The sequence below is a fragment of the Bradyrhizobium sp. BR 10289 genome (assembly GCF_019455385.1).
Taxonomy (GTDB): Bacteria; Pseudomonadota; Alphaproteobacteria; order Rhizobiales; family Xanthobacteraceae; genus Bradyrhizobium.
Window position 1 is genome coordinate 48,444 of the sequence record NZ_JACOFR010000012.1, and the last position, 23,175, is coordinate 71,618.

Below are 23,175 nucleotides of genomic sequence, written 5' to 3' on the forward strand. Positions count from 1 at the left end.
GGCCGCCTGCTCAATAGGCTTTCAGGTCTGGCACCGGACAGGAGTTGGCGTGCGCGCGACGGTAAACTTCCCGGCTCACGGCGGTCCGGCGTTGCCGCCGTCCATGCTGTTCAGGAATCTGTCGTCATCGGCAGCTGACGGCGCGCTGTCGCCGAGCGATCACATCCTCTTCAAGCGACGCGGCACGAACAAGCTGCGCGTCGGCGGCTTCATCTGCTGCACGGGATCGCCGGGCATCTGGGGGCCCTGCGCGACCAATTCTGCGCAGCTCGCCGTCGCCGAGATCAACAAGCGTGGCGGCATCCTCGGTCGCGAGGTCGAGTTTTCCGTCTACGACGTCGGTGGCCCCCTGGACGAGGTGCTGAACCGCGCCGAGCAGGCGATCGCCTTCGACGAGCTCGATCTCATCGTCGGCCTGCATACCAGCGCGGTCCGCGTCGCCTTGCGCGACATCACCACGCGGCATCGCATCCCCTATATCTACACGCCCGTCTATGAAGGCGGCGAACGAACGCCGGGCGTGATGGCGATCGGCGAGACGCCGCGCTGGCAGAGCCGGCCGTCCATCCACTGGCTGGCGGATGTCAAGAAAGCAAAGCGCTGGTACCTGATCGGCAGCGATTACGTCTGGCCCTGGCAGTCACACCGTGCCGTGAAGAACTACATCAAGGAGACCGGCGGACACGTCGTCGGCGAGGAGTTCGTTCCGCTCGGCGAGGACAATCACGAGCCGCATCTGGCGCGCATCCGCGCCGCGCGGCCGGACGTGGTGCTGATCTCGCTGATCGGCACCGACAGCAGCACCTTCAATCGTGCCTTCGGCGAATGCGGGCTCGGCGCAACCACGCTACGGCTGGCAGGCGCCATGGACGACACCGTGCTGCTCGGCGTCGGCGCCGACAACAGCGAGAACATGTTCTGCGCCTCCGGCTATTTCACCGGCACCGGCGCTTGCGCCAATGACGATTTCCAGAGCCGCTATCGCGCGATGTTCGGACCGAACGCGCCGCCGATCGGTTCGGTCGGGCAGTCCGGCTACGAAGGCATGCGCTTTCTCGAAGCGGTGGCCAACAAGGCGGGCTCGTTGGCGATGGGGCCGATGCTCGCAGCCGGCCGCAACATTGTTTACAGCGGCGCCCGCGGACCGGTCACCGTCCGCAACGGATACGTGCGCATGCCGATGCATCTCGCCGAGGCCGACGGTCTCGATTTCAAGCTGATCAAGCCGATCTGACGCGCGGCAAATCCGCGGGCGGCCCGCAAGCGCAAAATAATACTTGAAAAGGAAAATATTTCCGTTTTGAATGTTTCGGCGAGGCCGGTGGTGCATCGCGCCGGGGCGGCCGCGCCCGATTTTCGTTGCAAGAAACTTCAGGAGAGCGCCGTGACAGTTGTCCTTCCAACACAAGCCCAGCTTCGCAGTGTCGCCGACCAGTGCGGTCTTTCACTGTCCGACGACGATGTCGCCTCGTTCCGCGGCCTGATGCGGGGCTCGATCGAAGCCTACAATCTCGTCGGCGCGATGCCCGACGAGGTGCCGGAGGTGAAATATCCCCGCACGCCGGGCTACCGGCCCTCGCCGGAGGAAAACCCGCGCAACGCCTGGTATCGCAAGTCGACCGTGAAGGGCGCCGCAAGCGGGAAGCTGAAGGGTAAGACTGTCGCGCTCAAAGACAACATCATGCTCGCCGGCGTTCCCATGATGAACGGCTCGGCGACACTCGAGGGCTACATCCCCGATTTCGACGCCACGGTCGTCACGCGCATCCTGGACGCCGGTGGGGAAATCGTCGGAAAGACCCATTGTGAATCCTTCTGCATGTCCGGCGGCAGCCACACCGGCGCGGTCGGCGCGGTGCATAATCCCTACAAGATGGGCTATTCGGCCGGGGGCTCGTCCTCGGGCAGTGGTGTCGTCGTCGCGCTTGGCGAAGCCGACATGGCGATGGGCGGCGACCAGGGCGGCTCGATCCGGATGCCGTCCTCGTTCTGCGGCACCTACGGCATGAAGCCGACCTGGGGCCTCGTGCCCTATACCGGGATCATGCCGATCGAGATCTTCGTCGATCACACCGGCCCGATGACGGCGACCGTCGCCGATAATGCGCTGCTGCTCGAAGTGCTTGCCGGTGACGACGGCTACGATCCGCGCATCAAGGCGCCGAAGGTCGAAGAATACACCAAGGCGCTCGGCCAGGGCGTCAAGGGCATGAAGATCGGAATTCTCAAGGAGGGTTTTGAGCAGCCGACCGCGGAAGCCGCAGTGAATGAAAGCGTCCGTGAGGCCGCCAAGCGCTTCAAGGACCTTGGCGCCACCGTCGAGACCGTCTCGATCCCCATGCACATGGTCGGACCCGCGATCTGGACCCCGATCGGCACCGAGGGCATGACCCAGACCATGATGTATGGCGATGGCTATGGCCTGAGCCGGTCCGATCTCTACTCGACGTCGCTGATGGACTTCCATCGCGGCTGGCGGCGGCAGGCGGATTCGCTGTCCGAGACCACAAAGCTGTTCCTCCTGCTCGGCACTTACATCAACAACAATTTCGGCCCCCGCTATTACGGAAAGGCGCTCAACATCTCGCGGCGCCTGACCGCGGCCTATGACAAGGCCTTCAGGGATTACGATCTGCTTCTGCTGCCGACAACGCCGATGAAAGCCCCCAAGCTGCCGGAGTCCAATGCCAGCCGCGAGGAATACGTTGCGCGCGCGCTCGAGATGATCTCGAACACCGCGCCGTTCGACATCACCCATCACCCCGCGATGTCGCTGCCCTGCGGCATGGTCGACGGCCTGCCGGTCGGCCTGATGCTGGTGGGCCGCATGTTCGAGGAATCCACCATCTACCGCGCCGCGCATGCGTTCGAGCAGATCGGCGACTGGAAGAAGATGTGAGAGGAGAATTCATGCAGACGGACGGAACACCATTGCATGGCTAATGCGTTCGTCGCGGCCTTCGAGATCCTGAGCTTCGGCGCGATCATCGTCCTGATCGTGCTGGGGCTCGGGATCATCGCCAGCATGATGGGCATCTTCAACTTTGCGCAAGGCGAGTTCGTCTTGCTCGGAGCCTACATCACCTATCTCGCCTATTCCAAGGGATTGCCGATCTGGGCCGGCATGGTCGCCGCGCCCTTCGTGGTCGGCGCGCTCGGCTTCGTGCTGGAGGCGTTGATCATTCGCAGGTTCTACGCCGCACCGATCGTGGCCATGCTCGGCACCTATGCGCTGGGCCTGATCATTCGCGAGGCCGTGCGCGGGCTGATCGGCGGTTTCTATCTCACCGTTCCCGAGCCGATCGGCGGCTCTATCGACATCGGCACCATTCACATCTCGGCTTGGCGCTTCACCATCATCGTCATCACGCTGCTGGTGATGGCGGGCTGTTATCTGCTGCTGTCGCGCACCAACTTTGGTCTGCGCATGCGCGCCACGCTGGAGAACCCGGCTCTGGCGCGCGCCTCGGGCATTTCCACGCCCGTGATGTATGGCGCGACCTTCGCGTTCGGCTCGGCGCTCGCCGGGCTTGCCGGTGCGCTGATCGTTCCCGTGTTCAGCCTCTACGCGGATCTGGGCCTGCGCTTCCTGATCCAGGGCTTTGTCGCGGTGATGGTCGGCGGCGTCGGCTCATTCATCGGGCCGGTCGCGGGTGCCGGCGTCATCGGCACGCTCAGTGCCGCGCTGCCATGGATCATCGCGCCCGTTGTCGCTGACGTTCTCGTCTTCGTTCTCGCCATTGCCTTCATCAAATTCCGGCCACAGGGCCTCATCGCTGGAAAAGGGGTTTAGTCATGTTCGATCGTACTCAGCTCTCACGTCGCCGTTTCCTCTCCAATTTCGCCTTTGCGTCCGGTGCGGTCGCAACCGGCGTCGGCAGCTGGGTGATCCCGGCGCCCTGGGCCAACGCAGCTGAAGCCCCGATCAAGGTCGGCATTGCCACCGACCTCACGGGCCCGATCGCCTATGCCGGCAATGCCGACGCCAATGTCGCGAAAATGGTGATCAAGGAGATCAATGCGGCCGGCGGCCTGCTCGGCCGTCCGCTCGAGCTCTATATCGAGGACACGGCGTCGAACGAGTCCGTTGCCGTCGGCAATGTGCGTAAGCTGATCCAGCGCGACAAGGTGGACATGGTGCTGGGCGGCATCACCTCGTCCATGCGCAACGCGATCAAGGACCCGATCGTGGCGCGCGGCAAGACACTCTACATCTATCCGCAGCTCTATGAGGGCAAGGAGTGCACGCCCTATCTGTTCTGCACCGGCCCGACGCCGGCGCAGCAGTGCGACGAGTTTATTCCATGGCTGATCAAGAACGGCGGCAAGAAATTTGCGCTGCCGAGCGCCAACTATGTCTGGCCGCACACGCTCAACGTCTATGCCCGCAAGGTGATCGAATCCAATGGCGGCGAGGTCGTGTTCGAGGAATATTACCCGCTCGACCAGGTCGATTTCTCCGCGACCGTCAACCGCATCATCTCCAACAAGGTCGACGTCGTCTTCAACACCGTCATCCCGCCCGGTGTCGGCCCGTTCTTCAAGCAGCTCTATGAAGCGGGTTTCCTCAAGAACGGCGGGCGTCTCGCTTGCGTCTACTATGACGAGAACACGCTCAACATCAACCAGGCGAGCGAAATCGAAGGCCTTGCCAGCTGTCTCGACTATTTCAAGGTGCTGACCAAGGAGAACCCGTTCGACGCCAAGATCCAGGCAGCTTACGAGAAGGATTTTCCGGGTAACTTCCTGTTCGCAGCCGGCAGCGCCGCGACCGGCACCTATCGCGGCCTCAAGCTGTGGGAAGCGGCCGTCAAGGAAGCTGGCAAGATCGACCGCGAGTCCGTGGCGGCTGCGCTCGATCACGCGAAGATCGCGGAAGGTCCGGGTGGACCCGCCGAGATGGTACCGGGCAAGCGGCACTGCAAGATGAAGATGTACACGGCGGTCGCCAAGGGGGGGAACTACGAGATCGTCGCGCGCAGCAACGGGCTCGTCGATCCCAAGGAATGCTGATCTTCACCTCTCCCCGTCGGGGAGAGGTGAACCCCGCCGTTGTTCGTGCGCCTGACTCTCACGATGTTTAACTCGGAATGATGAAGTCGATGAGTGTGGTAAGAGAGGCCATCGCCGGCGACGAAACGGACGACGGGATGGTTGAACGCGTGGCGGCGGGAGAGGCTGGGAAACCGGTCGAGGCAGGCCGAAACGTCCTGCCGATCGTCGAGGGCGTCGTGCTGGTCGCGGCGCTGCTCGCGCCGCTGGTGCTGCAGGACTACCTCACCGTGTTCGCGACGCGCGTGGTCATCCTCGCGCTGTTCGCGCTGTCGTTCGATCTGGTCTGGGGCTATGCCGGCATCATGAGCTTCGGCCAGGCCCTGTTCTTCGGCTCGGCCGGCTACGGCGTCGCGCTGCTCGCGCGGGACCTCGACATCACCAACATCTTCCTGGTGCTGCCGGCGGGAACGCTGATCGGATTGACCTTCTCGCTGTTGCTCGGTGGCTTCCTGCTGCTGGGCCGCCATCCCTCCAGCGTGATCTTCGTCTCGCTCGGCACGCTCACCGGCTCCTACGCCGCCGACCGCCTCGCGCGCGGCTGGTATTATCTCGGCGGCCAGAACGGCATTCCCTCGATCGCGCCGATGACACTGGGTGCCTACGAATTCTCGGAAGGTCCGGCGTTCTATTATCTCGTCCTCGGCATTCTCGTCGTGGTCTATCTGCTTTGTCGCTTCCTGGTGCGCTCGCAGTTTGGCCTCGCGCTCGCCGGCCTTCGCGAGAACGAGCAGCGCATCGCCTTCTTCGGCTACAAGGCGCAGCATCTGAAGGCCATCATCTTCACGATCGGTGGTGCCGTCGCCGGCCTTGCCGGCAGCCTCTACGCCTTCCACGAGGGCTTCGTCTGGCCCAACATGGTCGGCGTCGTGGTCTCGACGCAGGTGGTGCTTTATGTGCTGTTCGGCGGCTCCGGCACGCTGATCGGGGCAGTCATCGGCGCGGTCATCGTCGAGGGCGTCAGCTTCTGGCTCTCGGACAATTATCGCGACATCTGGCCGATTATCCTCGGTGTTCTGCTGCTGCTCGTGATCCTGTTCCGCCCGTTGGGCCTGATCAGCTTTGTGCTCGGCGAGCGCGAACGCGTCGGCAGCTTCGGGGCCAAGATCAAGGAGGCGCGCAATGCTCCTTGAAGCCGCTGGCATCAAGAAAGTCTTCGGCAAGCTCACCGCGCTCGATGGCGCCGCGCTCACCGTCGGCGAGAACGAGTTTCACGGCCTGATCGGCCCGAATGGCTCCGGCAAGAGCACGCTGATGAAGTGCATCGCCGGCGCCGAAGTGCCGACACAGGGCAAGGTCAGCTTCGTCAACACCGACATCACCGCGTTCACGCCGACCGAGCGTGCGCGGGCCGGCATGAGCCTGAAATTCCAGATCACGTCCGTGCTGCCGTCGCTGACGCTCTACGACAACATCCTGCTGGCGCTGCAGGCGCAGTCCTCGCTGTTCGACCTGGTGTTCTCGCGCACGCGGGGCACGCTGCACGATCAGGTCATGACCATGCTGACGCAGTTCCGCCTTGCCGATCGCGCCTTCGATCCCGCCGCCGCGCTGTCGCACGGCCAGCAGCAATGGCTGGAGATCGCGATGGCGCTCGCGGGAAAACCGAAGCTTCTGCTGCTCGACGAGCCGACCGGCGGCATGAGCCTGGAGGAGCGCCGCGTCACCGGTGAATTGCTCCAGCCGATCAAGCAGCATTGCTCGCTCGTCATCGTCGAGCACGACCTCGATTTCATCCGCGACATCTGCGATCGCCTCACCGTGCTCGACCAGGGCAAGGTGCTGGCATCGGGCACGGTGTCCGAGATCCAGGCCAACACATCCGTTCAGGAGATTTATCTGCGCCGTGCCTGAATTTTTGGACATCAAGCATCTCGACGCCGGCTACGGCCGCAGCCAGGTCCTGTTCGACGTCACCCTCGGCATTCCCTGGCGCGGCGGCGTCGCCGTGCTCGGCCGCAACGGCGCCGGCAAGACCACGCTGATGAAGACCATCGTCGGCGAGCTGCCGGCCTGGAAGGGCGAGGTCGCCTTTGACGGTCGCGACATCAGCCGCCGCGCCACCCAGGAGCGCGTCCGCGCCGGCATCGGTTATGTGCCGCAGGAACACTCGGTGTTCGCGCGTCTGTCGGTGCGCGACAATCTCGCCGTTGGTTCGCTCACCAACAAGGACGCCAACGCGGTCGACCGCGTGCTGGCCATCTTCCCCAAGCTCGGCCAGCGCCTCGACCAGCCCGCCGGCACCCTCTCCGGCGGCGAGCGCAAGATGCTCGCCATCGGCCGCGCCATGCTGGGCGATCCCAAACTGCTGTTGCTGGACGAGCCGACCGAAGGCGTCTGGATCGGCGTGATCGAGGAGATCACCGAGCGCCTGATCGAGCTTGCGAAAGAGATCGCCGTCATCATCGTCGAGCAGCATCTCGATTTGGCGCTACGCGTCGCGGACTACGCCTACGTGCTGGACCGCGGCCGCGTCGCGCTACAGGGGCAGGCAGGCGAGGTGAGGGGTAATCCGGAACTGATACGGTATCTGGCGCCCTAAAGCATGATCCGGAAAAGTGCGAAGCGGTTTTCCGAAAGGATCATGCGCAAACAATAACCGAAAGCGCGATGACGATTCATCCTAATCTGATCGCGCTTTAAGAGTGGCGTCACGCGAGGAGGCCGGCTCGCAATGCCGGTGAGCCATTCGAGCTTTGGTGGAGAACGCTCTCGGAGCCCGACGTAAGCACTCTGCGGTCCCCCGTAGCGGGCATGCTCGGAAAGGCTGAGGCCAGCCAGAGCATTGGCGGGCCTCTCTCGGATGTTGCGACCAATCGGATGTCGTTACCAAGTGTATCGGAGACCCGCTTGAGCGCCGGCCGTTGTCGTCCCGGCGATCTCGGTGGCATGGGCTTCGAGGTAGGACGAGAAGGCCTGCGTCCAGATCACATTGACCTTTGCGGACGCGCGGCCGCCCAACGTCTGTGTGCTTGCCGCAGCCGGAACCGGTATGCCGCCTGCTCCAGGGACGAGACCGATGCCGCCCACGGCACCCACCCCGCTCTGGTCGACGATCTTCATCGCCACGACGCTCCAGGACGGCTGGATCGTGTAGCCGATCCACTTGGTTTCGAAGCCCATGCGTGCGCCGCCATGGACTTCCGTACTGTCACTGGTCTTCGCGCCGAAATTGGCAGTGTAGTTTTCAGTGTAGGTCACGCCGACTGTCGGCTCGAAGAACACGGTGTATGGGAAGTCGAACTTGTACTGCGCGTTGCCGGTGTAGCTCATCGAGCTGCTATCCGAGCCGCCTGGCGCCACGATCCCGATCGACGACACCCGCGACCAGCTCGCGCTCGCGGTGAAGTCGGCTGAAAAGCCGCCATTCGTGTACGCGAGTGTACCCGAGCCCGACGGGGTCGTGATGTCGGTGCCGAAGTAATGCGACCAGGAGTGGGTCCCGGTCGCGACGAAGGTAAGTGCGTCGGTCGCGGTAAAGATGCCGATCTTCGTGACGTCGAAGGCGCCCACTGCCGTATACGTGTCAATCGAGCCGACGGTCGAATTCGAACGGTCGTAAGATCCGATCACGTTGATGCCGTAGATCCACGCCGGAATGGCCGGCGCCGCGGCGGCCTTGGTGTAGATCGGAGACTTTGCGTATCCGAGGGCATGGAAAGGGTCGTCGCTCTCCCTGCTGCCGAACGGGTTGTGGTTGTCGAACTCGTCGACCTCCGCAGAGAAGCGCATCACGCCCGGGGGGCGCGCCAGCTTGCGCCCCTGGATCTGATCCCTGACATTCTGCAGGATGTTCTCGATGACATTGTTGACCACCAATTGCTGCACGGATTGTGCCTGTGCAGAACCGATGGAAACGCACAACAAGCCCAAAGCTATTGAAGAAGACGCCAGTCCGAATCTAAGAGTTTTCAAATCAGCCCCCTGGAAACCTGCTCGTTGCCGAGCGAGCGTTCGCAAACGCACGCAGCAAACTAAGGGCATTGTGTTTTTGGTGTCTTCACCCGATTGGGGTATCGCCGGATTGTCGGCGCCGTGAAATCCACGCGCTGAGGCGATTGAGCAACACTTCTGCGGAAGATTGATCGAACATCCGTAGTAGTACGCGGTGTCGAAGCCCAAATTTTGGTCGATCTCAGGTTGAGTCGGTCTGGACATCTTCTCGCGTGCGAAATTATCATCCCGTCGGGGACACTTTTTGATTTTTCATTATCATGGGCAATTGGAATTTGCGCGCCGTCGAGCGCGCGTTCGGCGAAGCGGTGCTTGACGTTCAGGGCTGGACGAAGGCGTTGGAGATCGTCACATCGATCACCGAGAGCCACGGTGCCGTACTTCTTCCCGTGACGGGGGGCACTCTCCGAACCCTGCCATTCACGGAAGCGATGATGGCTCCGTTTGAGACTTATTTGCGCGACGGCTGGCACTTGCGCGATGAGCGGAATCGTGGCTTGCCGTTGATGCGAAAAAACGGTGTGGTCGATGATCTCGACATTTTCAGCGCCGAGGCCATCGGCTCGCATCCGTATTATCAGGAGTTCCTGGCGCCCCACCGTTTGCGCTGGTTCGGCGGGGTCGGGATCTTCTTCGACGATGACGTCTGGTGTCTCTCGATCCAGAGAAGAGTGGATCAGGATCCCTTCTCGCCGGCCGAGAAGCGAGAGCTGGCGACGCTCTCCAATTCGCTCTCGACGGCTGCTGCCCTCGCACGGACCGTCGGGGGAGCTGCGGCATCCGGTGCATTACAGGCGTTCGCGCTCAGCGGGACGGCCGCGGCTCTCGTCAATCGTCATGGCAAGATCTTCGAAGCCAATCAATCGGCGGAGCGATTGTTGGGGGGCGATATCCGGATCAAGGCAGGGAAGCTCGTCTCCGCTGGAGCCAGCCTGTTCGCGGATCTCGAACTGGCGCTGTCGCGTGTTCTGAATGGCAGGGGCGCGACGCTGCATCCGCCCGTCCCGCTGCCGCGAAAGGGTCGCGGGCCCCTCTTGGCCTATCTCGGGCGACCTCCCGATGCGACCATCAGCGCGTTTTCGAACTGCCAGGCGATCATCGTGATGGTCGACCCCGAGGCTCGCAAGAGCCCGCCCGAATCGACTCTTCGTGCCGTCTACGGATTGAGCGATGCCGAGGCCCGGTTGAGCGTTCAGCTCTCGACCGGCGAGCCGCTCGAGCAGGCCGCAAATCGGCTGGGAATCTCCAAGGAGACATCGCGAACACAGCTCAAGAATATCTTCGCCAAACTTGGCGTCCATCGCCAGGCCGAGCTCATTGCCGTGCTGTCGACGTTCCTCAACCAGGTCTAGCAAGCCGGGGAGCGGCATCGCGTTCACCCATACGGGTGAAGACAATATCAGGCACGGCAGCTATCTTAAATCATTGCTTTTGATCTTGTTTTCTCGTCGATGGGGGAAGCCGTGCCGACTGCAAAGCGCTTCATCGTCGGTCTTCCGGCGGCAATCATTCTGTTCGATGGGTTTGCCACGGCCGCCGGCGCCGTTGAAATTCCGAAGCCCGTCATCAGGCCGGTCATTCCAGCGGTCACCGTGCCGCGCCCGAACGTGCCCGTTCCGCGGCCCGCCGTAACGGTCGTCGTGCCGAAGCCGAACGTCACCGTCAGCGTACCCAAGGTCGACGTGCCCAGACCGGCAGCGCCGCGCGTGGACGTGCCGAAGGCCGTGGTGAACGTGCCGAAGGTGGATGCGCCGAAGCCTGTGGTGCAGGCTCCCAAGGTCGATGTGCCGAAGGCGGTGGTCGCCGCACCCAGGGTTGACGTGCCGAAGCCGGTTGCCGATGTTCCGAAGATCGCCGGCAAGCCCGCCCTGGTTGCTCCCCCCAAGGTCGTTGGGCCCGTTGTATCTCCTCCCGCGGCGTCAGGGTTGCCCGTGGCCAAGAACGAGGCTCACCCGATCAAAGTGATCGGTCCGGTCGTTCCAACAGACCTTCCGCCTCTTGGGAATCCGAAAAATCCGGCAAGTGGGCTCGATGCGCCCAGGAGTGTCGGCCCTGTGGTGTCGCCGCCGATCGAGACGACGGCGAAGGGGGGGCCGCCCGCAAATGGCGTTGTCTCCGTGACGCCGCTTCCAGGCAATCTCAAGCAATCCGAACCTTCGGCAGCAAAGGTCGGCGCATCCGTTACGAGCGGTGCGAAGGTCGAAATGCCCGCGCCAGCAAATGCAGCGAGTTCGGGCGCGGTCAGCGCGGCATCGCCCGCGAACGCCGGTGTCGGCGGGGCTGCATCGCCGGCAAGTCCAACGAGTTTATCGAATGCCTCCGTATCCGGTCCGGTCAATGCAAGTGGCGCATCGCGTCCGGCTCCAATCTCGTCCAAGCAGGCGCTCGGCGCGCCAGGCTCGCCGAACTCCGCAGGGCCGGTTGCCAAAGCCTCTGCGTCTGCATCGCCCGGCAACGGGATGACCCCCGCTGCCGCGACGACGTCGTCTGCGGCCATGAAGGTCCAGTCCACGGCGCCGGCGGGAACGGTCAGTTTCGGGTCTGGAGGAAATACGCCGACCTGTAGTCCGGCACCGTGCCAGGCTGGACAGACCTATCGGGCAAGCAACGGCGCGTATGCCGGAGCCGACGTCGTCATCTCCGGGACGGGCGCGGTGACGCCGACTGCGATGACGACCACCGCCAACGGCATCACCGCCACCGTGACAGGCGCAGGATCTGCCCAGCAGACGACGACCGTCACCGTCAATGGACAGACCTACACGGTGAACGGTGGCGGCCCGACGACCCTGAGCGGCAACATCAACGGCCAGCAAGTATCCGAAACGAGGGCGAACGGTGTGAGCACCGTATCGGTCGGGAATACGCCTGTGGTCACGTGCGGATATTCGAACTGTACCGTTCTCGTCGGTCCAAACGCCGGAACAACCGCCGGCATGAGCGTGCCTGGACGGGCGGGGCTCTCCGGTGCTGCCATATTAGGCGGAGCGCCGGCTGCTCGCGGCTCGGCTGGGTTCGTACCGCCGAAATCGGCAGACGTCTTTACAAATATCCATCAGAACCGGAACGGTACAGTCACTCAGACAGATACATGGACGGTCGGAAATCAGGAGTTTGAACGGACGCAAACATACGTGCCTCGGAAGGAAGGAGGATTTGTCACACTGGATTCGGACGGTTCAAAAATCCTGACCGACAATGTTACGGTGAAGACCTATTCCGACGATACCTGGAGCGACCCGCCCAAGATTCAAACCTTTAACAATCTTGGGCAGGGATCGGCGCCGTCAGCTGATTCCGCGCAGATGGCTGATGAGGGAAATGCAAGTTCTGGTCAGTCAACTCAGCAAGCTTCGGGTAACCAGAAGCAAGACGACTTTTTATGCTCTGGAGATTGCGACGCGAACTCGCCCACCTCTCCCGATCGTCTGAAGGATATCGGCGTTTCGGGAAGTGACGAGACCTCGCCGCAAGTCTCCGCATCGAATGGCGCGTCGAACGATGCAAATTCCAATACGGATTCAGCGCCGCGCAATCAGACGCTCTCGGAAAAGGCTACTGAGTTAAAGAATAAGTTGGTCGATCTCAAGAATCAGGCCGAGTCTAAAATAACTCCTGAGAATTTGTCCGATGGCTGGTCTGATGCCAGTTCGCTGAGGAAGGATCCTGTCGGTTTCGCCAAAGAAAAGGTGTCTGGAGCCGCAACTGAGGCTACGACCGAAGCAGCAGCAAAAACCTTGATGGGACCGCGACCGACCAATCCCGAGGATCAGTCGGTGTGGGATCAAGGCAAAGAATTTGTCGCGAAAGGCATTGATGGCGTCAAGCAGAACGTCACAGAGGGGGGGCAGTCGCTGCGCAACACAGCGCAGCAAGTCAAAGACTTCGGGAAGGATTTGCTGAAGTTCGATCAGCAGCAACTTCAGAAAATCGACCAATCAATAAACAATAAATGAAATCGACTCTCCCTCGTGACAATCGAGAGGAACTTTGGGCGTCCATTCGAACTCAAAGTGCCAAGAGTAGCTCTTCGTTCCACCTCGTTTGAAAGAGCTCCGCTCCTACTTCACCGCCCCAAACCGGCTCTCGAACGAATTCGAGGACACCACCGGCGCCGCGCCGGCCATCTGGGTGCTGTCGCTGGCGCCATCCGACACCGACGGCTTCAGCGCCGGCCGGGTCTGGGCCAAGCGAGTATCGGGCTGCTGCGGCTTCGGCGGCTCGGCCGGCTTGGCCGCCGCAACGGCTGGCTTCGGCGCGTCCTTCGCTGCATCTTTCGATTTGTCGTGGCCGGGCACGAACCGCGTCACGGCGGCCTTCAGCCGCGATGCTGCGCTCGAAGGCGTGGTGGTGGTCGTGGCCGGGGCAGCAGCTGCGGCCGCCTGTGGCGGCGGCGTGGTTGCCGTCGTGTCGGCGGTGCTGAAGCCCATCTTGCGGCCGAGACCCGAGAAGAAGCCGCCGCCTTCAGATTTCTCTTGAGATTTCTCTTGGGGCTTTTCGGCCGGCTGGGCCGAGGCGACGCGGGTGTTCGCCACGGGCGCGCTGACGGCGACGGCCGGCTCCTGGGCCGGAGCGGCGGCGACCGCATCGAGATTCGGCTTCGGCGGATTGACGTGTCCGGGGATCGTGCCCGGGGCCTTCGACATCGCCAGCAACTGGAGCGTCGAGCCCTCGGCCTCTTCCGACAGGCCGGTCGAGCCTTCCGGAATCTTGGCGGCAAAGATCTTGTTCATGCCGCCGTCGATGCCGGTGTTCATGCGCGCCATCGGCGTGCCCTTGGCGACGAGCTTGGCGTATTCGGCTTCGTCCTTCGCCTGCTTCTCGCGCACGGCGCTGGCGATGTCCTCGGGGATCACATAGGCCGGGCACTTGGCCGAGGCGTCGAACACCGGGTCGCGCTTGGCATCCGCCGACTTCGCCGCGTCGAAGACGTATCTCTTCTCGCAGAAATCGACCTTCGGCTCCTGCCGCGTCACCTCGAAATGATCATAGCCTTCCTTGATCATCTTCCAGAACGGCATGTTCGGGTTGTTCCGGTGTTTGGCCATGTTCACCGGCGTCATCTTGAACGGATAGGCCTGCAGCTGGAACGCCTTCTGGCCGCCGAAGAAGGATTCGCGACCGAGCGAATAGATCTCCGCGATCTGCTCGTCGGTCATGGCGTAGCAGCCGCGCGAAGAGCAATCGCCATGCACCATCAGCTGCGAGCCGGTGCGGCCGAGCGCCTTGTCGAAGGCGTTGGGGAAGCCGGTGTTGAACGAGAGGTAATAGGCCGACTGCGGATTCATCTGGCTCGGATTGATCGAGTAGAATCCCTCCGGCGCCTGGCGGTCGCCTTCGCGCACCTTCGGACCCAGATCGCCCGACCAGCGGCAGATCGGATAGGTCTTGAGCAGCGCGAACTGGCCGCTGCGGGTCTGCTTCCAGACCTCGAGCTCGGCCTCCTGCTTGAACAGGCGCACCAGGATCGGCGATTGCAGGTCCATGTCCTTCTCGGCCATGGCTGCGACCAGCTTCGGCGGCACCGGCTGGTTGGCCTTGGCGTTGGTCGCGAGCGACACCTGGTCGGTATCGCAGCCGGCCAGCAGGACACTGGCCGTCATCAGCGCAACCGAAGCCAAGAGCGCGCGAGCAAGCGAACGAGAAATCAAGATGGACCCCACACCGTGCCGGGCAGAGAGCGCGAACCCCGATCCCGAAGCATGATCCGACCGGACATCCGGACCCGCCATGACGGGCTTTTTCGAGACCACGCTTCAGCGCTTATGCCCTGAAGCCATTGATTAAAATTCTAACCTCTGGGTCATGTGGTCGCAACCCGAGCGGGGATCACGAGCCCGTTGGCCCAAAGCTGTGGTCAACAGAGACTTAAACTGGGCCGTAACTTGGACTTACCGCCCAAAACCCCACTGAGATCGCCGATTTGGGCAAAAAAAGGGTTAACGCGGGGTTACCGGGGAAGGTCTCGTGCCCCGGACGCGGCGCAGCGCGTAGCGGTGCGACGTCGAGCCGGGGCCCATGCCCAACGCGAATCCTGGAGTTTCTGGGTCCCGGCTCTGCGCTCCGCTTCGCTGCGCTGGTCCGGGACACGGGGAAAGTCGCGAATCAGCCCAGTTTCCGGCCGATATCGAGGAATTTCTGCCGCCGCTGCCTGCGGATGGCCTCGCCGTCGAGGCCGCGGAGCTCGTCGAACGCCTTGGCGATGGCATCGCCGGTGGTGGCGATCATGGCGGCGGGGTCGCGGTGGGCGCCGCCGACCGGCTCCTTCAGGATCGCGTCGATCACCCCGAAGCGGAGCATGTCCTGGGCGGTGATCTTCATGTTGTTGGCGGCTTCCTGCGCCTTGGAGCCGTCGCGCCAGAGGATGGAGGAGGCGGCTTCCGGCGAGATCACGCTGTAGATCGCGTGCTCCAGCATCAACACCTTGTTTGCGGTGGTGATGGCAATGGCGCCGCCGGACATGCCCTCGCCGGTGATGATGGCAACGTTCGGCACGGTCAGCGCCATGCAGGCATCGGTCGAGCGCGCGATGGCTTCGGCTTGTCCCCGCTCCTCGGCGCCGATGCCGGGATAGGCGCCGGCGGAATCGGCCAGCGACAGCACCGGCAGGCCGAACCGCTCGGCCATCTCCATCAGCCGCACGCATTTGCGGTAACCCTCAGGCCGCGCCATGCCAAAATTGTGCTTGATGCGGCTCTCGGTGGAATCGCCCTTTTCCTGGCCCATCACGCAGATCGGCTCGCCACGGAAGCGGCCGAAGCCGGCCACCAGCGCCTCGTCCTCGCCGAACTTGCGGTCGCCGGCGAGCGGGGTGAATTCGGTGATCAGGCCCTTGATGAAATCGTTGAAATGCGGCCGCTGCGGATGCCGCGCCACCAGCGTCTTCTGCCACGGCGTCAGGTTCAGATAGAGGTCGGCCAGCGCCTGCGCCGCCTTGTCCTCGATCCGGCCGATCTCATCGGTGATGTCGGTGCCGGAGGCCGCAAGCGTGCGCAATTCGTCGACCTTGGAGTCGAGCTCGGCGACGGGCTTTTCGAAGTCGAGATAGCTGCGCATCTGATCTGGCATCAACTCAATATAGGGGGACAGGGCGTGGGAAGCGAAGCAGGTTGGCTTCTGGACAAGAAGTGTAGCTTCTTCAAAGGGTTGACTTGTGTGCTCCCGGGAGCGCCGCAAATCAAGGATAAGGCCACGGCTCTTTCTGCGGAGATGTGGCCGAAGTCAAGGCGGAGTTTGGCGTCCGGTCGGCGGTCTCGTGTCCCGGACGCGCTGCAGCGCTTCTTGGCGCTGCTGCGCAGAGCCGGGGCCCAGCGAGCGGCATGGGCCCCGGCTCTGCGTCGCACCGTACCCGGACGATGCTTCGCATCGCCGGGAACGCTGCGCCGCGTCCGGGGCACGAGACCTGTTTACTTCTTTACTTCTCCGCCAGGGGATGCAGGTCGCGCACCAGGCTTTTCAGCCGCTCCTCCACCACGTGGGTATAGATCTGCGTCGTCGAGATATCGGTGTGGCCGAGCAGCGTCTGCACGATGCGCAAGTCCGCGCCATTGTGCAGCAGATGGCTGGCGAAGGCGTGGCGCAGCACGTGCGGGGAGACCAGCCGGGCCTGCAAGCCCGAAGCGACCGCGAGCTCCTTCAAGTCGCGGGCAAAATGTTGCCGCGTCAGGTGTCCGCTCTCGCCGAACGAGGGAAACAGCCATTTCGACGCAGCAAGGCTGTCTTTCTTCTTCTCGCCGTTCGCGGCTTCCGTCGCGGCAAGGTAATCCGCCATCGCCTGCCGCGAGGCCTCGTTCAGCGGTACCAGGCGCTCCTTGTTGCCCTTGCCGCGCACTACGATCATGCGGGCATCGCGCTTGGCCGCCGAGCGCGGCAGCGCCACCAGCTCGGAGACGCGCAGGCCCGTGGCGTAGAGCACTTCCAGCAGGCAATACAGCCGCAGCGCGCGCAGCCGTTTCGAGGGAGAGGCATCTTGCGCCTCGCTCAATTCCTTGGCGCGGCGGAGCATGCGGTCGACATCTGATATCGACAGCACCTTTGGCAGGCCGCGGCCGCGCTTGGGGCCGGACAGGATCGCGGCGGGATCGTCGCCGCGGATCCGCTCGCTCAGTAGGAAGCGGTAGAGATGCCGCATCGCCGACAGCCGCCGCGCGACGCTGGTGGATTTGAAGCCGCGGCTGTCGAGATCGGCGAGATAATCGCGCAGCGTCTGCGTTTCCGCGTCCGCAAAGCTATGGCCGACCCGGCCGAGAAACTCCGAGAAATCGGTGAGGTCGCGGCGATAGGCGTCGAGCGTGTTGGGGCCGGCGCCTTGTTCCGCCGCGAGCATGTCGAGGAACAGGCCGGTGAGCTTGGTGTCTGAGGGCTTGTTGGCAGCAGGTCTGGCAGGCATGCCCGTCAGGCTAGCTCCTATTTCTTGAGAAATTTATCCGGCGGAATCGTCACCGTCATTTCCCGCGACTTCGGGCTGACGAAGTTCGCCAGCGCGAACACCACACCGTAGACGATGCCGGCGATCACGGCGACGACCGTCAGGAAGCGGAACAGGCTGGGCATCGGGCAGGGTCTCGAGGCGTGGCAAATTAACCAATGAAATCATCCAACATGTTCGCCCTTTCGTGGCAAGAGTCCTCTGGCGAGGGCCCCTTGGGGGTCGTATAGGTGGCCCAGATGCCGCATTTGGCGGCAGATCGAGCGAGGGATATGTCCGACGCCGCGTCGCCAGCACAAGTGTCTCCTGAGGCCGACATCGTGTCGGCGCTCGGGGCGCGCTCGATCGTGCTCGTCGGCATGATGGGGGTGGGCAAATCCACCATCGGGCGCCGTATGGCTATCAGGCTCAAGCTGCCCTTCGTCGATGCCGACACCGAGATCGAGGCGGCGGCCGGCATGACCATACCGGAGATTTTCGAGCGTCACGGCGAGCAGCATTTTCGCGACGGCGAGGCCCGCGTCATCGCCCGTCTGCTCGACGGCGGCCCGGCGGTGCTGGCGACCGGCGGCGGCGCCTTCATGCGCGAGGAGACGCGCAATCGTATCGCGTCCAAGGCGGTCTCGATCTGGCTCCGGGCGGACCACGACGTCATCATGCGCCGCGTCCGCCGCCGCGCCGACCGCCCGCTGCTCCAGACCGCCGATCCCGAAGGAACCGTGACGCGCCTGCTCACCGAGCGCGAGCCGATCTACGGCAAGGCCGACCTCACCATCGCCTCGCGCGACGTACCGCACGACAGAATTGTCGACGAATGCATCGAGACGCTGCACGCCCATCTCTGCGGCCAGGCCGCCGCATCCGAAACCCCTGCCGACGTCGCGAGTGCCGTCCAATGACCGCGCCTTTGAAACATTCCGACCCCGTCAATGTCGACGTCGCGCTCGGCGACCGCGCCTATGACATCGTGATCGGCCGCGGCGTACTGGCTTCGCTCGGCGAACGCGTCGCGAACTTGCGTCCCGGCGTCCGCACCGCGATCGTGACGGATCGCACCGTCGCCAAATACTGGCTCGAGCCGACCGAGGCGACGCTCGCAGCGAGCGGCATCCCGACATCGCGCATTATCGTCGAGGAAGGCGAGATCTCCAAGACCTATGCGGGCCTTGAAAAGGTCAGCGAGGCCCTGATCGCCGCAAAGATCGAGCGCAACGATCTCGTCATCGCGCTCGGCGGCGGCGTGGTCGGCGATCTCGCCGGCTTTGCGGCGGCTATCCTGCGCCGCGGCGTCGATTTCGTGCAGGTGCCGACCTCGCTGCTGGCGCAGGTCGATTCCTCCGTTGGCGGCAAGACCGGCATCAACTCGCCGCAGGGCAAGAATCTGCTCGGCGCCTTCCACCAGCCGGTGCTCGTCATCGCCGACACCGCCGTGCTCGACACGCTGTCGCCGCGCCAGTTCCGCGCCGGCTACGCCGAGGTGGCCAAATATGGCGTGCTCGGCGACGAGGCCTTCTTCGCCTGGCTGGAGAAGAACCATTCCGATATCTTCAAGGGCGGCTCGGCCCGCGAGCACGCGATCGCAACCTCCTGCCGGGCCAAGGCCGGCGTGGTCTCGCGCGACGAGCGCGAGACCGGCGAGCGCGCGCTGCTCAATCTCGGCCACACCTTCGGCCACGCGCTGGAAGCCGCGACCGGCTTCTCCGATCGCCTGTTTCACGGCGAGGGCGTGTCGATCGGCATGACGCTGGCGGCGCAGTTTTCCGCGAAGCTCGGCATGATCGGCGAAGCCGATGCCACGCGCGTCGAGCGTCACCTGATCGAAGCCGGCCTGCCGACGCGCCTGCAGGACATCGCGGGCTTCGCGCAGGAAGGCCTTGCCGACGCCGACGCGCTGATGACGCTGATGGCACAGGACAAGAAGGTCAAGCGCGGCAAGCTCACCTTCATCCTGCTGGAGGCGGTGGGACGCGCCGTCATCGCAAAGGATGTCGAGCCGGCCCCGGTGCGCGATTTCCTGAAGGACAAGCTCGCGCAGAAGGCTTGATGCGCGGCTGAACGTTTTTTCGAGTGCTGCATGGACTGGCTCGGCTTCACCATCGTCATTATCTGCCTGCTCGTCTCGGGCTTTTTCGCCGCGAGCGAGACCGCGCTGACGGGCGCCTCGCGCGCCAGCATGCTGCGGCTCTCCAAGCAGGGTAATCGCGACGCCGACGTCGTCTCGCAGCTGCTCGACATGCGCGAGCGCTTGATCGGCGCGCTGCTGCTCGGCAACAACATCGCCAACATCAGTGCATCCGCGCTTGCGACCGCCATCTTCACCGCCTGGTTCGGCGATGTCGGCGTGCTCTATGCCACCGGCGTGATGACCGCTTTGGTGGTGATCTTTGCCGAGGTGCTGCCGAAAACCATCGCGATCAACGCGCCGGATCGCATGGCGCTCGCGGTGGCGCGCCCGATGCGGCTGACCATGTATGTGCTGGGTCCGCTGCTGCGCGTCGTCGAGGTCATCGTGCGTCTGCTGATGCGCGGCTTTGGCCTTGCCGGCGAGCACCAGGCGATCCTGTCGCCGACCGAACGCCTGCGTGGTGCGGTCGACCTGCTGCACCACGAGGGCAAGGTCGAGAAACAGGACCGCGACATGCTCGGCGGCCTCCTCGACCTGCGCGAACTCCAGGTCTCCGACGTCATGATCCATCGCACCGAGATGATGATGATCAATGCCGACATGCCGCCGGACGATCTGGTGCGCGAGGTGCTGGCGACCGAATACACCCGCATTCCGCTCTGGCGCGAGAAGCCGGAGAACATCATCGGCGTGCTTCACGCCAAGGATTTGTTGCGCGCGATCCGCGCCGCCGACGGCGACACCTCGCGCATCGACGTCTCCACCATCGCGCTGCCGCCCTGGTTCGTGCCGGAGATGCGGCCCCTCGCCGAGCAGCTCAAGGCGTTCCGCCGCCGCAAGACCCATTTCGCGCTCGTGGTCGACGAGTACGGCGAAGTCGAAGGTCTCGTGACGCTGGAAGACATTTTGGAAGAAATCGTCGGCGACATCTCCGACGAGCACGACGTTGTGGTCGCCGGCGTGCGCGCCCAGCCTGATGGGTCGGTCGTGGTCGACGGTTCGGTGCCGATCCGCGATCTCAACCGCGCCATGGACTGGCATCTGCCCGATGAAGAGGCAACCACGGTCGCCGGCCTCGTCATTCACGAGGCGCGCTCGATCCCCGATCGCGGCCAGAGCTTTACGTTCCACGGCTTCCGCTTCCGCGTCCTCCGCCGCGAACGCAACCGCATCACCGCGCTCCGTATTTCGCCGGTGCCGCGGGATGCCGAGATGGAAGAGGCGAAGCCGAGACGGGCCGGCACGTCGTTTTAGCCGCCAACACCGGTGTCATCGCCCGCGAAAGCGGGCGATCCAGTATCCCAGAGGCGAACGTTGGAGAGCTCGCTCTCACCACCCTCGCCGCGGCGTACTGGATGCCCCGCCTGCGCGGGGCATGACGGCTGAGATTAGCTCCCGCCTTCCCCCGGCACCTGCGCATGGATCGCCAGCGCGTGCACGCTGCCGGAGAGTTCCGCGGCCAGCGCCGCATTTATCATGCGGTGGCGGTCGACCCGGCTCTTCCCTTTGAAGGCCTGCGATACGATATACACACGGAAGTGCGTCTCGCCGCTCGGCCGATGGCCGGCATGGCCCTCATGCAAATGTGACTCGTCAACGACTTGCAGGCTTTCCGGCGTGAAAGCTTCCTGCAACTTGTTGCTGATAGTGTCTCGCATAACCATGTTGTGCCATTCGGGTGCAGAGATCGCATCCGTTATTTGCCGGGTTTGCCGCTAATTGCAATGTCAAGACTTGAAGGTTTTTGCATTGCGTAGTCAAAGTCAGCCATGCCGATCGATTCATCAAAATTCTTCGACTCCATTCGGGTGAAGCCGCGGGGCAAGCAGCCCGAGGTGAAGCCGCGCGACACCGTCGTGGGCTGCGAGTGGGCCGGGTGCCAGAACAAGGGCGCGCACCGCGCGCCGAAGGGTCGCGAGAACCAGCGCGAGTACTGGCACTTCTGCCTCGACCACGTGCGCGAGTACAACCAGAACTACAATTTCTTCTCCGGCATGAACGCCGACGCGGTCGCGCGCTACCAGAAGGATGCGCTGACCGGCCATCGTCCGACCTGGAAGATGGGCGCCAATGGCGGCAAGAAGGGGACGGAAGCCGACATCGACATGGCGTCCGATCCGTTCAGCATGTTCTCCGAGATCAACGGCCGCGCCAGCTGGCGCAAGGGCCCGGAGGCCGAGCCCAAGGCCGAGACCCGCAAGGTCATGAACGCCGAGCGCAAGGCGCTCCAGGTCATGGGCTTGGGTCCGAATTCCACGCTCGCCGACGTCAAGAGCAAGTACAAGGCGCTGGTCAAGCAGCACCACCCCGACGCCAACGGCGGCGACCGCTCCACCGAGGACCGCCTGATCGAGATCATCAAGGCGTATAACTATCTGAAGACGGTGGTGCGGGAGGCCTGAGTCTCGCCACGTCGTAGCCCGGATGGAGCGCAAGCGTAATCCGGGGCTTTCTCACACAACGATAAGCTTTCCCGGATTGCGCTTCGCTCCATCCGGGCTACTTCATCACCTCTCCGGCATCGCCCCCACATATGACGAGCTCGGCCGGATCAGCCGCCCCGTGCGCTGCTGCTCGCGCGCATGCGCGGTCCAGCCTGCGCTACGCGCCACCGCGAAGATCGGCGTGAACGCCTGCCGCGGGATCGCCAGCGCATCGAGCAGGATGGCGGTGAAGAACTCGACATTGGTCTCCAGCGGCCGCTCCGGATTCTTCTTCCGCAGTGCGCTGCGGATATACGCCTCGACCTCGCCGGCAAACGGCAGATCGGTGCCGTTGGAGGCGAGCGCCTCGACCGCGGTCTTGAGCACGTCGGCGCGCGGATCGCGCACGCGATAGACGCGGTGGCCAAAACCCATCATCCGCTCGCCGCGCGCCAGCGCCGCATCGACCCACGGCTGGATGCGCTCGCGCGAGCCGATCGCATCGAGCATCTCCAGCACCGGCTCCGGCGCGCCGCCATGCAGCGGGCCGGTGAGCGCGCAATAACCCGCGGTCACAGCGGCGAACAGATCGGCCTGCGTCGAGGCCACCACGCGCGCGGTGAAGGTCGAGGCGTTCATGCCGTGGTCGCTGGCGGTGACGAGATAGGCATCGAGCGCGGTCACCTCGCGCGCCGCCGGCGCACGCCCGTGCAGCATGCGCAGCGTGTCGGCAGCATGGCTGACGTCAGGATCGGGCGCGATCGGATCGAGCCCCTTGGCGCGCCGGACCAGCGCGCCCGCGATCACCGGGAACGCACCGACGATGGTCGCCTCGTGTTCGAGCCCGTGCTCGGCGCGAAGCCCGGCGACCGCCGCACGAAAGCCGTCGACGATGCCCATGCCGCGCGTCGCCGGCAAAAGCTCGTCCAGCCGCGCGTAGGCGCGCTCGCGCGCCACGCCCAGCTGCGAGCGCACATTGGCCTCGCTCAGCGTGGTCTTGCTGGCGCCGTTCCAGAGCCGGGCGGTCACGCCCTCGAAGCTCGAGTCGGCCGCGAGCCGGCCGACATGCTCGCCGGCGATGATCAATTCGCCGCGCTCGCCATCGACATGGCTCAGCACGGTCTCGGCCGCGGGAACGCCGTCCAGCCCGATCTGGCTTTTGGTGAGGTGGATGTTCATGGCCCAATCTCCCT

Annotated in this window: 20 protein-coding genes; 13 read left to right on the top strand and 7 right to left on the bottom strand. The window is 63.9% G+C overall.

Going from position 1 to position 23,175, the window contains the following annotated elements; all coding sequences use genetic code 11:
- Positions 1 to 49: 49 nt before the first annotated feature.
- The 7 genes from HYH08_RS20495 (at position 50) to HYH08_RS20525 (ending at position 7,594) form a co-directional block, all read left to right on the top strand.
- A complete protein-coding gene (locus HYH08_RS20495; RefSeq protein WP_220011621.1) occupies positions 50 to 1,234 on the top strand; it encodes a substrate-binding domain-containing protein in 1,185 nt (394 codons plus the stop codon).
- Between the two features lie 150 nt (positions 1,235 to 1,384).
- Positions 1,385 to 2,899: an amidase gene (locus tag HYH08_RS20500; RefSeq protein ID WP_220011622.1), complete on the top strand. Its 1,515-nt coding sequence runs from the start codon at positions 1,385 to 1,387 to the stop codon at positions 2,897 to 2,899.
- Between the two features lie 36 nt (positions 2,900 to 2,935).
- Positions 2,936 to 3,793, top strand: coding sequence for a branched-chain amino acid ABC transporter permease (locus HYH08_RS20505; protein ID WP_220011623.1), 858 nt, complete (start codon positions 2,936 to 2,938; stop codon positions 3,791 to 3,793).
- A gap of 2 nt (positions 3,794 to 3,795) precedes the next feature.
- Positions 3,796 to 5,013 (top strand): substrate-binding protein, encoded by a 1,218-nt coding sequence (locus HYH08_RS20510; protein ID WP_220011624.1) that lies wholly within the window; start codon positions 3,796 to 3,798, stop codon positions 5,011 to 5,013.
- Positions 5,014 to 5,090: 77 nt separating this feature from the next.
- On the top strand, positions 5,091 to 6,185 hold the full coding sequence (locus HYH08_RS20515) for a branched-chain amino acid ABC transporter permease (RefSeq protein WP_220011625.1): 1,095 nt from the start codon (positions 5,091 to 5,093) through the stop codon (positions 6,183 to 6,185).
- Entirely contained in the window at positions 6,175 to 6,906 is a 732-nt protein-coding gene (locus tag HYH08_RS20520) for an ABC transporter ATP-binding protein (protein WP_220011626.1), read from the top strand. The genes HYH08_RS20515 and HYH08_RS20520 overlap by 11 nt, the downstream gene beginning before the upstream one ends.
- Positions 6,899 to 7,594 (top strand): branched-chain amino acid ABC transporter ATP-binding protein, encoded by a 696-nt coding sequence (locus HYH08_RS20525; protein WP_220011627.1) that lies wholly within the window; start codon positions 6,899 to 6,901, stop codon positions 7,592 to 7,594. Before HYH08_RS20520 ends, HYH08_RS20525 begins: the two co-directional genes overlap by 8 nt.
- Positions 7,595 to 7,878: 284 nt before the next feature.
- Here the strand turns inward: HYH08_RS20525 and HYH08_RS20530 are convergent, their stop codons facing one another.
- Positions 7,879 to 9,210 carry an autotransporter outer membrane beta-barrel domain-containing protein gene (locus HYH08_RS20530; protein ID WP_220011628.1) on the bottom strand — a complete coding sequence of 444 codons (1,332 nt, stop codon included), beginning with the start codon at positions 9,208 to 9,210 and terminating at the stop codon, positions 7,879 to 7,881.
- Positions 9,211 to 9,281: 71 nt separating this feature from the next.
- Between HYH08_RS20530 and HYH08_RS20535 the strand changes: the two genes are divergently transcribed.
- Together HYH08_RS20535 and HYH08_RS20540 are read left to right on the top strand one after the other, a co-directional pair.
- Positions 9,282 to 10,358 carry a helix-turn-helix transcriptional regulator gene (locus HYH08_RS20535; protein WP_220011629.1) on the top strand — a complete coding sequence of 359 codons (1,077 nt, stop codon included), beginning with the start codon at positions 9,282 to 9,284 and terminating at the stop codon, positions 10,356 to 10,358.
- Between the two features lie 111 nt (positions 10,359 to 10,469).
- Positions 10,470 to 12,962 (top strand): hypothetical protein, encoded by a 2,493-nt coding sequence (locus tag HYH08_RS20540; protein ID WP_220011630.1) that lies wholly within the window; start codon positions 10,470 to 10,472, stop codon positions 12,960 to 12,962.
- Positions 12,963 to 13,067: 105 nt separating this feature from the next.
- Here HYH08_RS20540 and HYH08_RS20545 read toward each other — a convergent pair whose 3' ends face one another.
- From HYH08_RS20545 to HYH08_RS20560, 4 genes are all read right to left on the bottom strand, one after another.
- Positions 13,068 to 14,609 carry a L,D-transpeptidase family protein gene (locus tag HYH08_RS20545; protein ID WP_220011631.1) on the bottom strand — a complete coding sequence of 514 codons (1,542 nt, stop codon included), beginning with the start codon at positions 14,607 to 14,609 and terminating at the stop codon, positions 13,068 to 13,070.
- Positions 14,610 to 15,111: 502 nt separating this feature from the next.
- Positions 15,112 to 16,074 (bottom strand): acetyl-CoA carboxylase carboxyltransferase subunit alpha, encoded by a 963-nt coding sequence (locus HYH08_RS20550; RefSeq protein ID WP_220011632.1) that lies wholly within the window; start codon positions 16,072 to 16,074, stop codon positions 15,112 to 15,114.
- Between the two features lie 346 nt (positions 16,075 to 16,420).
- A complete protein-coding gene (xerD, locus tag HYH08_RS20555) occupies positions 16,421 to 17,395 on the bottom strand; it encodes a site-specific tyrosine recombinase XerD (RefSeq protein WP_220011633.1) in 975 nt (324 codons plus the stop codon).
- A 17-nt stretch (positions 17,396 to 17,412) separates the two neighbouring features.
- Complete coding sequence (locus tag HYH08_RS20560) at positions 17,413 to 17,559, bottom strand: hypothetical protein (protein ID WP_014439243.1); 147 nt, start codon at positions 17,557 to 17,559, stop codon at positions 17,413 to 17,415.
- A gap of 147 nt (positions 17,560 to 17,706) precedes the next feature.
- Here HYH08_RS20560 and HYH08_RS20565 point away from each other — a divergent pair, with 147 nt between their 5' ends.
- The 3 genes from HYH08_RS20565 to HYH08_RS20575 are packed head-to-tail and all read left to right on the top strand — an operon-like array spanning position 17,707 to position 20,813.
- The gene (locus HYH08_RS20565) at positions 17,707 to 18,333 is read left to right on the top strand and encodes a shikimate kinase (RefSeq protein ID WP_220011634.1); all 627 of its coding nucleotides are present in this window, start codon (positions 17,707 to 17,709) and stop codon (positions 18,331 to 18,333) included.
- On the top strand, positions 18,330 to 19,478 hold the full coding sequence (gene aroB, locus HYH08_RS20570) for a 3-dehydroquinate synthase (RefSeq protein WP_220011635.1): 1,149 nt from the start codon (positions 18,330 to 18,332) through the stop codon (positions 19,476 to 19,478). Before HYH08_RS20565 ends, aroB begins: the two co-directional genes overlap by 4 nt.
- Before the next feature lie 30 nt (positions 19,479 to 19,508).
- A complete protein-coding gene (locus HYH08_RS20575) occupies positions 19,509 to 20,813 on the top strand; it encodes an HlyC/CorC family transporter (RefSeq protein ID WP_220011636.1) in 1,305 nt (434 codons plus the stop codon).
- A gap of 134 nt (positions 20,814 to 20,947) precedes the next feature.
- Here HYH08_RS20575 and HYH08_RS20580 read toward each other — a convergent pair whose 3' ends face one another.
- The gene (locus HYH08_RS20580; RefSeq protein WP_220011637.1) at positions 20,948 to 21,223 is read right to left on the bottom strand and encodes a BolA family protein; all 276 of its coding nucleotides are present in this window, start codon (positions 21,221 to 21,223) and stop codon (positions 20,948 to 20,950) included.
- A gap of 105 nt (positions 21,224 to 21,328) precedes the next feature.
- Here HYH08_RS20580 and HYH08_RS20585 point away from each other — a divergent pair, with 105 nt between their 5' ends.
- The gene (locus HYH08_RS20585) at positions 21,329 to 21,961 is read left to right on the top strand and encodes a J domain-containing protein (protein WP_220011638.1); all 633 of its coding nucleotides are present in this window, start codon (positions 21,329 to 21,331) and stop codon (positions 21,959 to 21,961) included.
- Between the two features lie 105 nt (positions 21,962 to 22,066).
- On the opposite strand, the gene HYH08_RS20590 is transcribed toward HYH08_RS20585, so the two are convergent.
- Positions 22,067 to 23,161 (bottom strand): citrate synthase/methylcitrate synthase, encoded by a 1,095-nt coding sequence (locus HYH08_RS20590; protein ID WP_220011639.1) that lies wholly within the window; start codon positions 23,159 to 23,161, stop codon positions 22,067 to 22,069.
- Between the last annotated feature and the right edge of the window lie 14 nt (positions 23,162 to 23,175).

What these genes read in the sequence shown, in the direction of transcription:
- HYH08_RS20505 (WP_220011623.1), top strand. Translation starts at nt 2,936, where the DNA reads ATGGCTAATGCGTTCGTCGCGGCCTTCGAGATCCTGAGCTTCGGCGCG.
- HYH08_RS20510 (WP_220011624.1), top strand. Translation starts at nt 3,796, where the DNA reads ATGTTCGATCGTACTCAGCTCTCACGTCGCCGTTTCCTCTCCAATTTC.
- HYH08_RS20515 (WP_220011625.1), top strand. Translation starts at nt 5,091, where the DNA reads ATGATGAAGTCGATGAGTGTGGTAAGAGAGGCCATCGCCGGCGACGAA.
- HYH08_RS20520 (WP_220011626.1), top strand. Translation starts at nt 6,175, where the DNA reads ATGCTCCTTGAAGCCGCTGGCATCAAGAAAGTCTTCGGCAAGCTCACC.
- HYH08_RS20530 (WP_220011628.1), bottom strand. Translation starts at nt 9,210, where the DNA reads ATGTCCAGACCGACTCAACCTGAGATCGACCAAAATTTGGGCTTCGAC.
- HYH08_RS20545 (WP_220011631.1), bottom strand. Translation starts at nt 14,609, where the DNA reads ATGACGGCCAGTGTCCTGCTGGCCGGCTGCGATACCGACCAGGTGTCG.
- HYH08_RS20550 (WP_220011632.1), bottom strand. Translation starts at nt 16,074, where the DNA reads ATGCCAGATCAGATGCGCAGCTATCTCGACTTCGAAAAGCCCGTCGCC.
- xerD (WP_220011633.1), bottom strand. Translation starts at nt 17,395, where the DNA reads ATGCCTGCCAGACCTGCTGCCAACAAGCCCTCAGACACCAAGCTCACC.
- HYH08_RS20560 (WP_014439243.1), bottom strand. Translation starts at nt 17,559, where the DNA reads ATGCCCAGCCTGTTCCGCTTCCTGACGGTCGTCGCCGTGATCGCCGGC.
- HYH08_RS20565 (WP_220011634.1), top strand. Translation starts at nt 17,707, where the DNA reads ATGTCCGACGCCGCGTCGCCAGCACAAGTGTCTCCTGAGGCCGACATC.
- aroB (WP_220011635.1), top strand. Translation starts at nt 18,330, where the DNA reads ATGACCGCGCCTTTGAAACATTCCGACCCCGTCAATGTCGACGTCGCG.
- HYH08_RS20575 (WP_220011636.1), top strand. Translation starts at nt 19,509, where the DNA reads ATGGACTGGCTCGGCTTCACCATCGTCATTATCTGCCTGCTCGTCTCG.
- HYH08_RS20580 (WP_220011637.1), bottom strand. Translation starts at nt 21,223, where the DNA reads ATGGTTATGCGAGACACTATCAGCAACAAGTTGCAGGAAGCTTTCACG.
- HYH08_RS20585 (WP_220011638.1), top strand. Translation starts at nt 21,329, where the DNA reads ATGCCGATCGATTCATCAAAATTCTTCGACTCCATTCGGGTGAAGCCG.
- HYH08_RS20590 (WP_220011639.1), bottom strand. Translation starts at nt 23,161, where the DNA reads ATGAACATCCACCTCACCAAAAGCCAGATCGGGCTGGACGGCGTTCCC.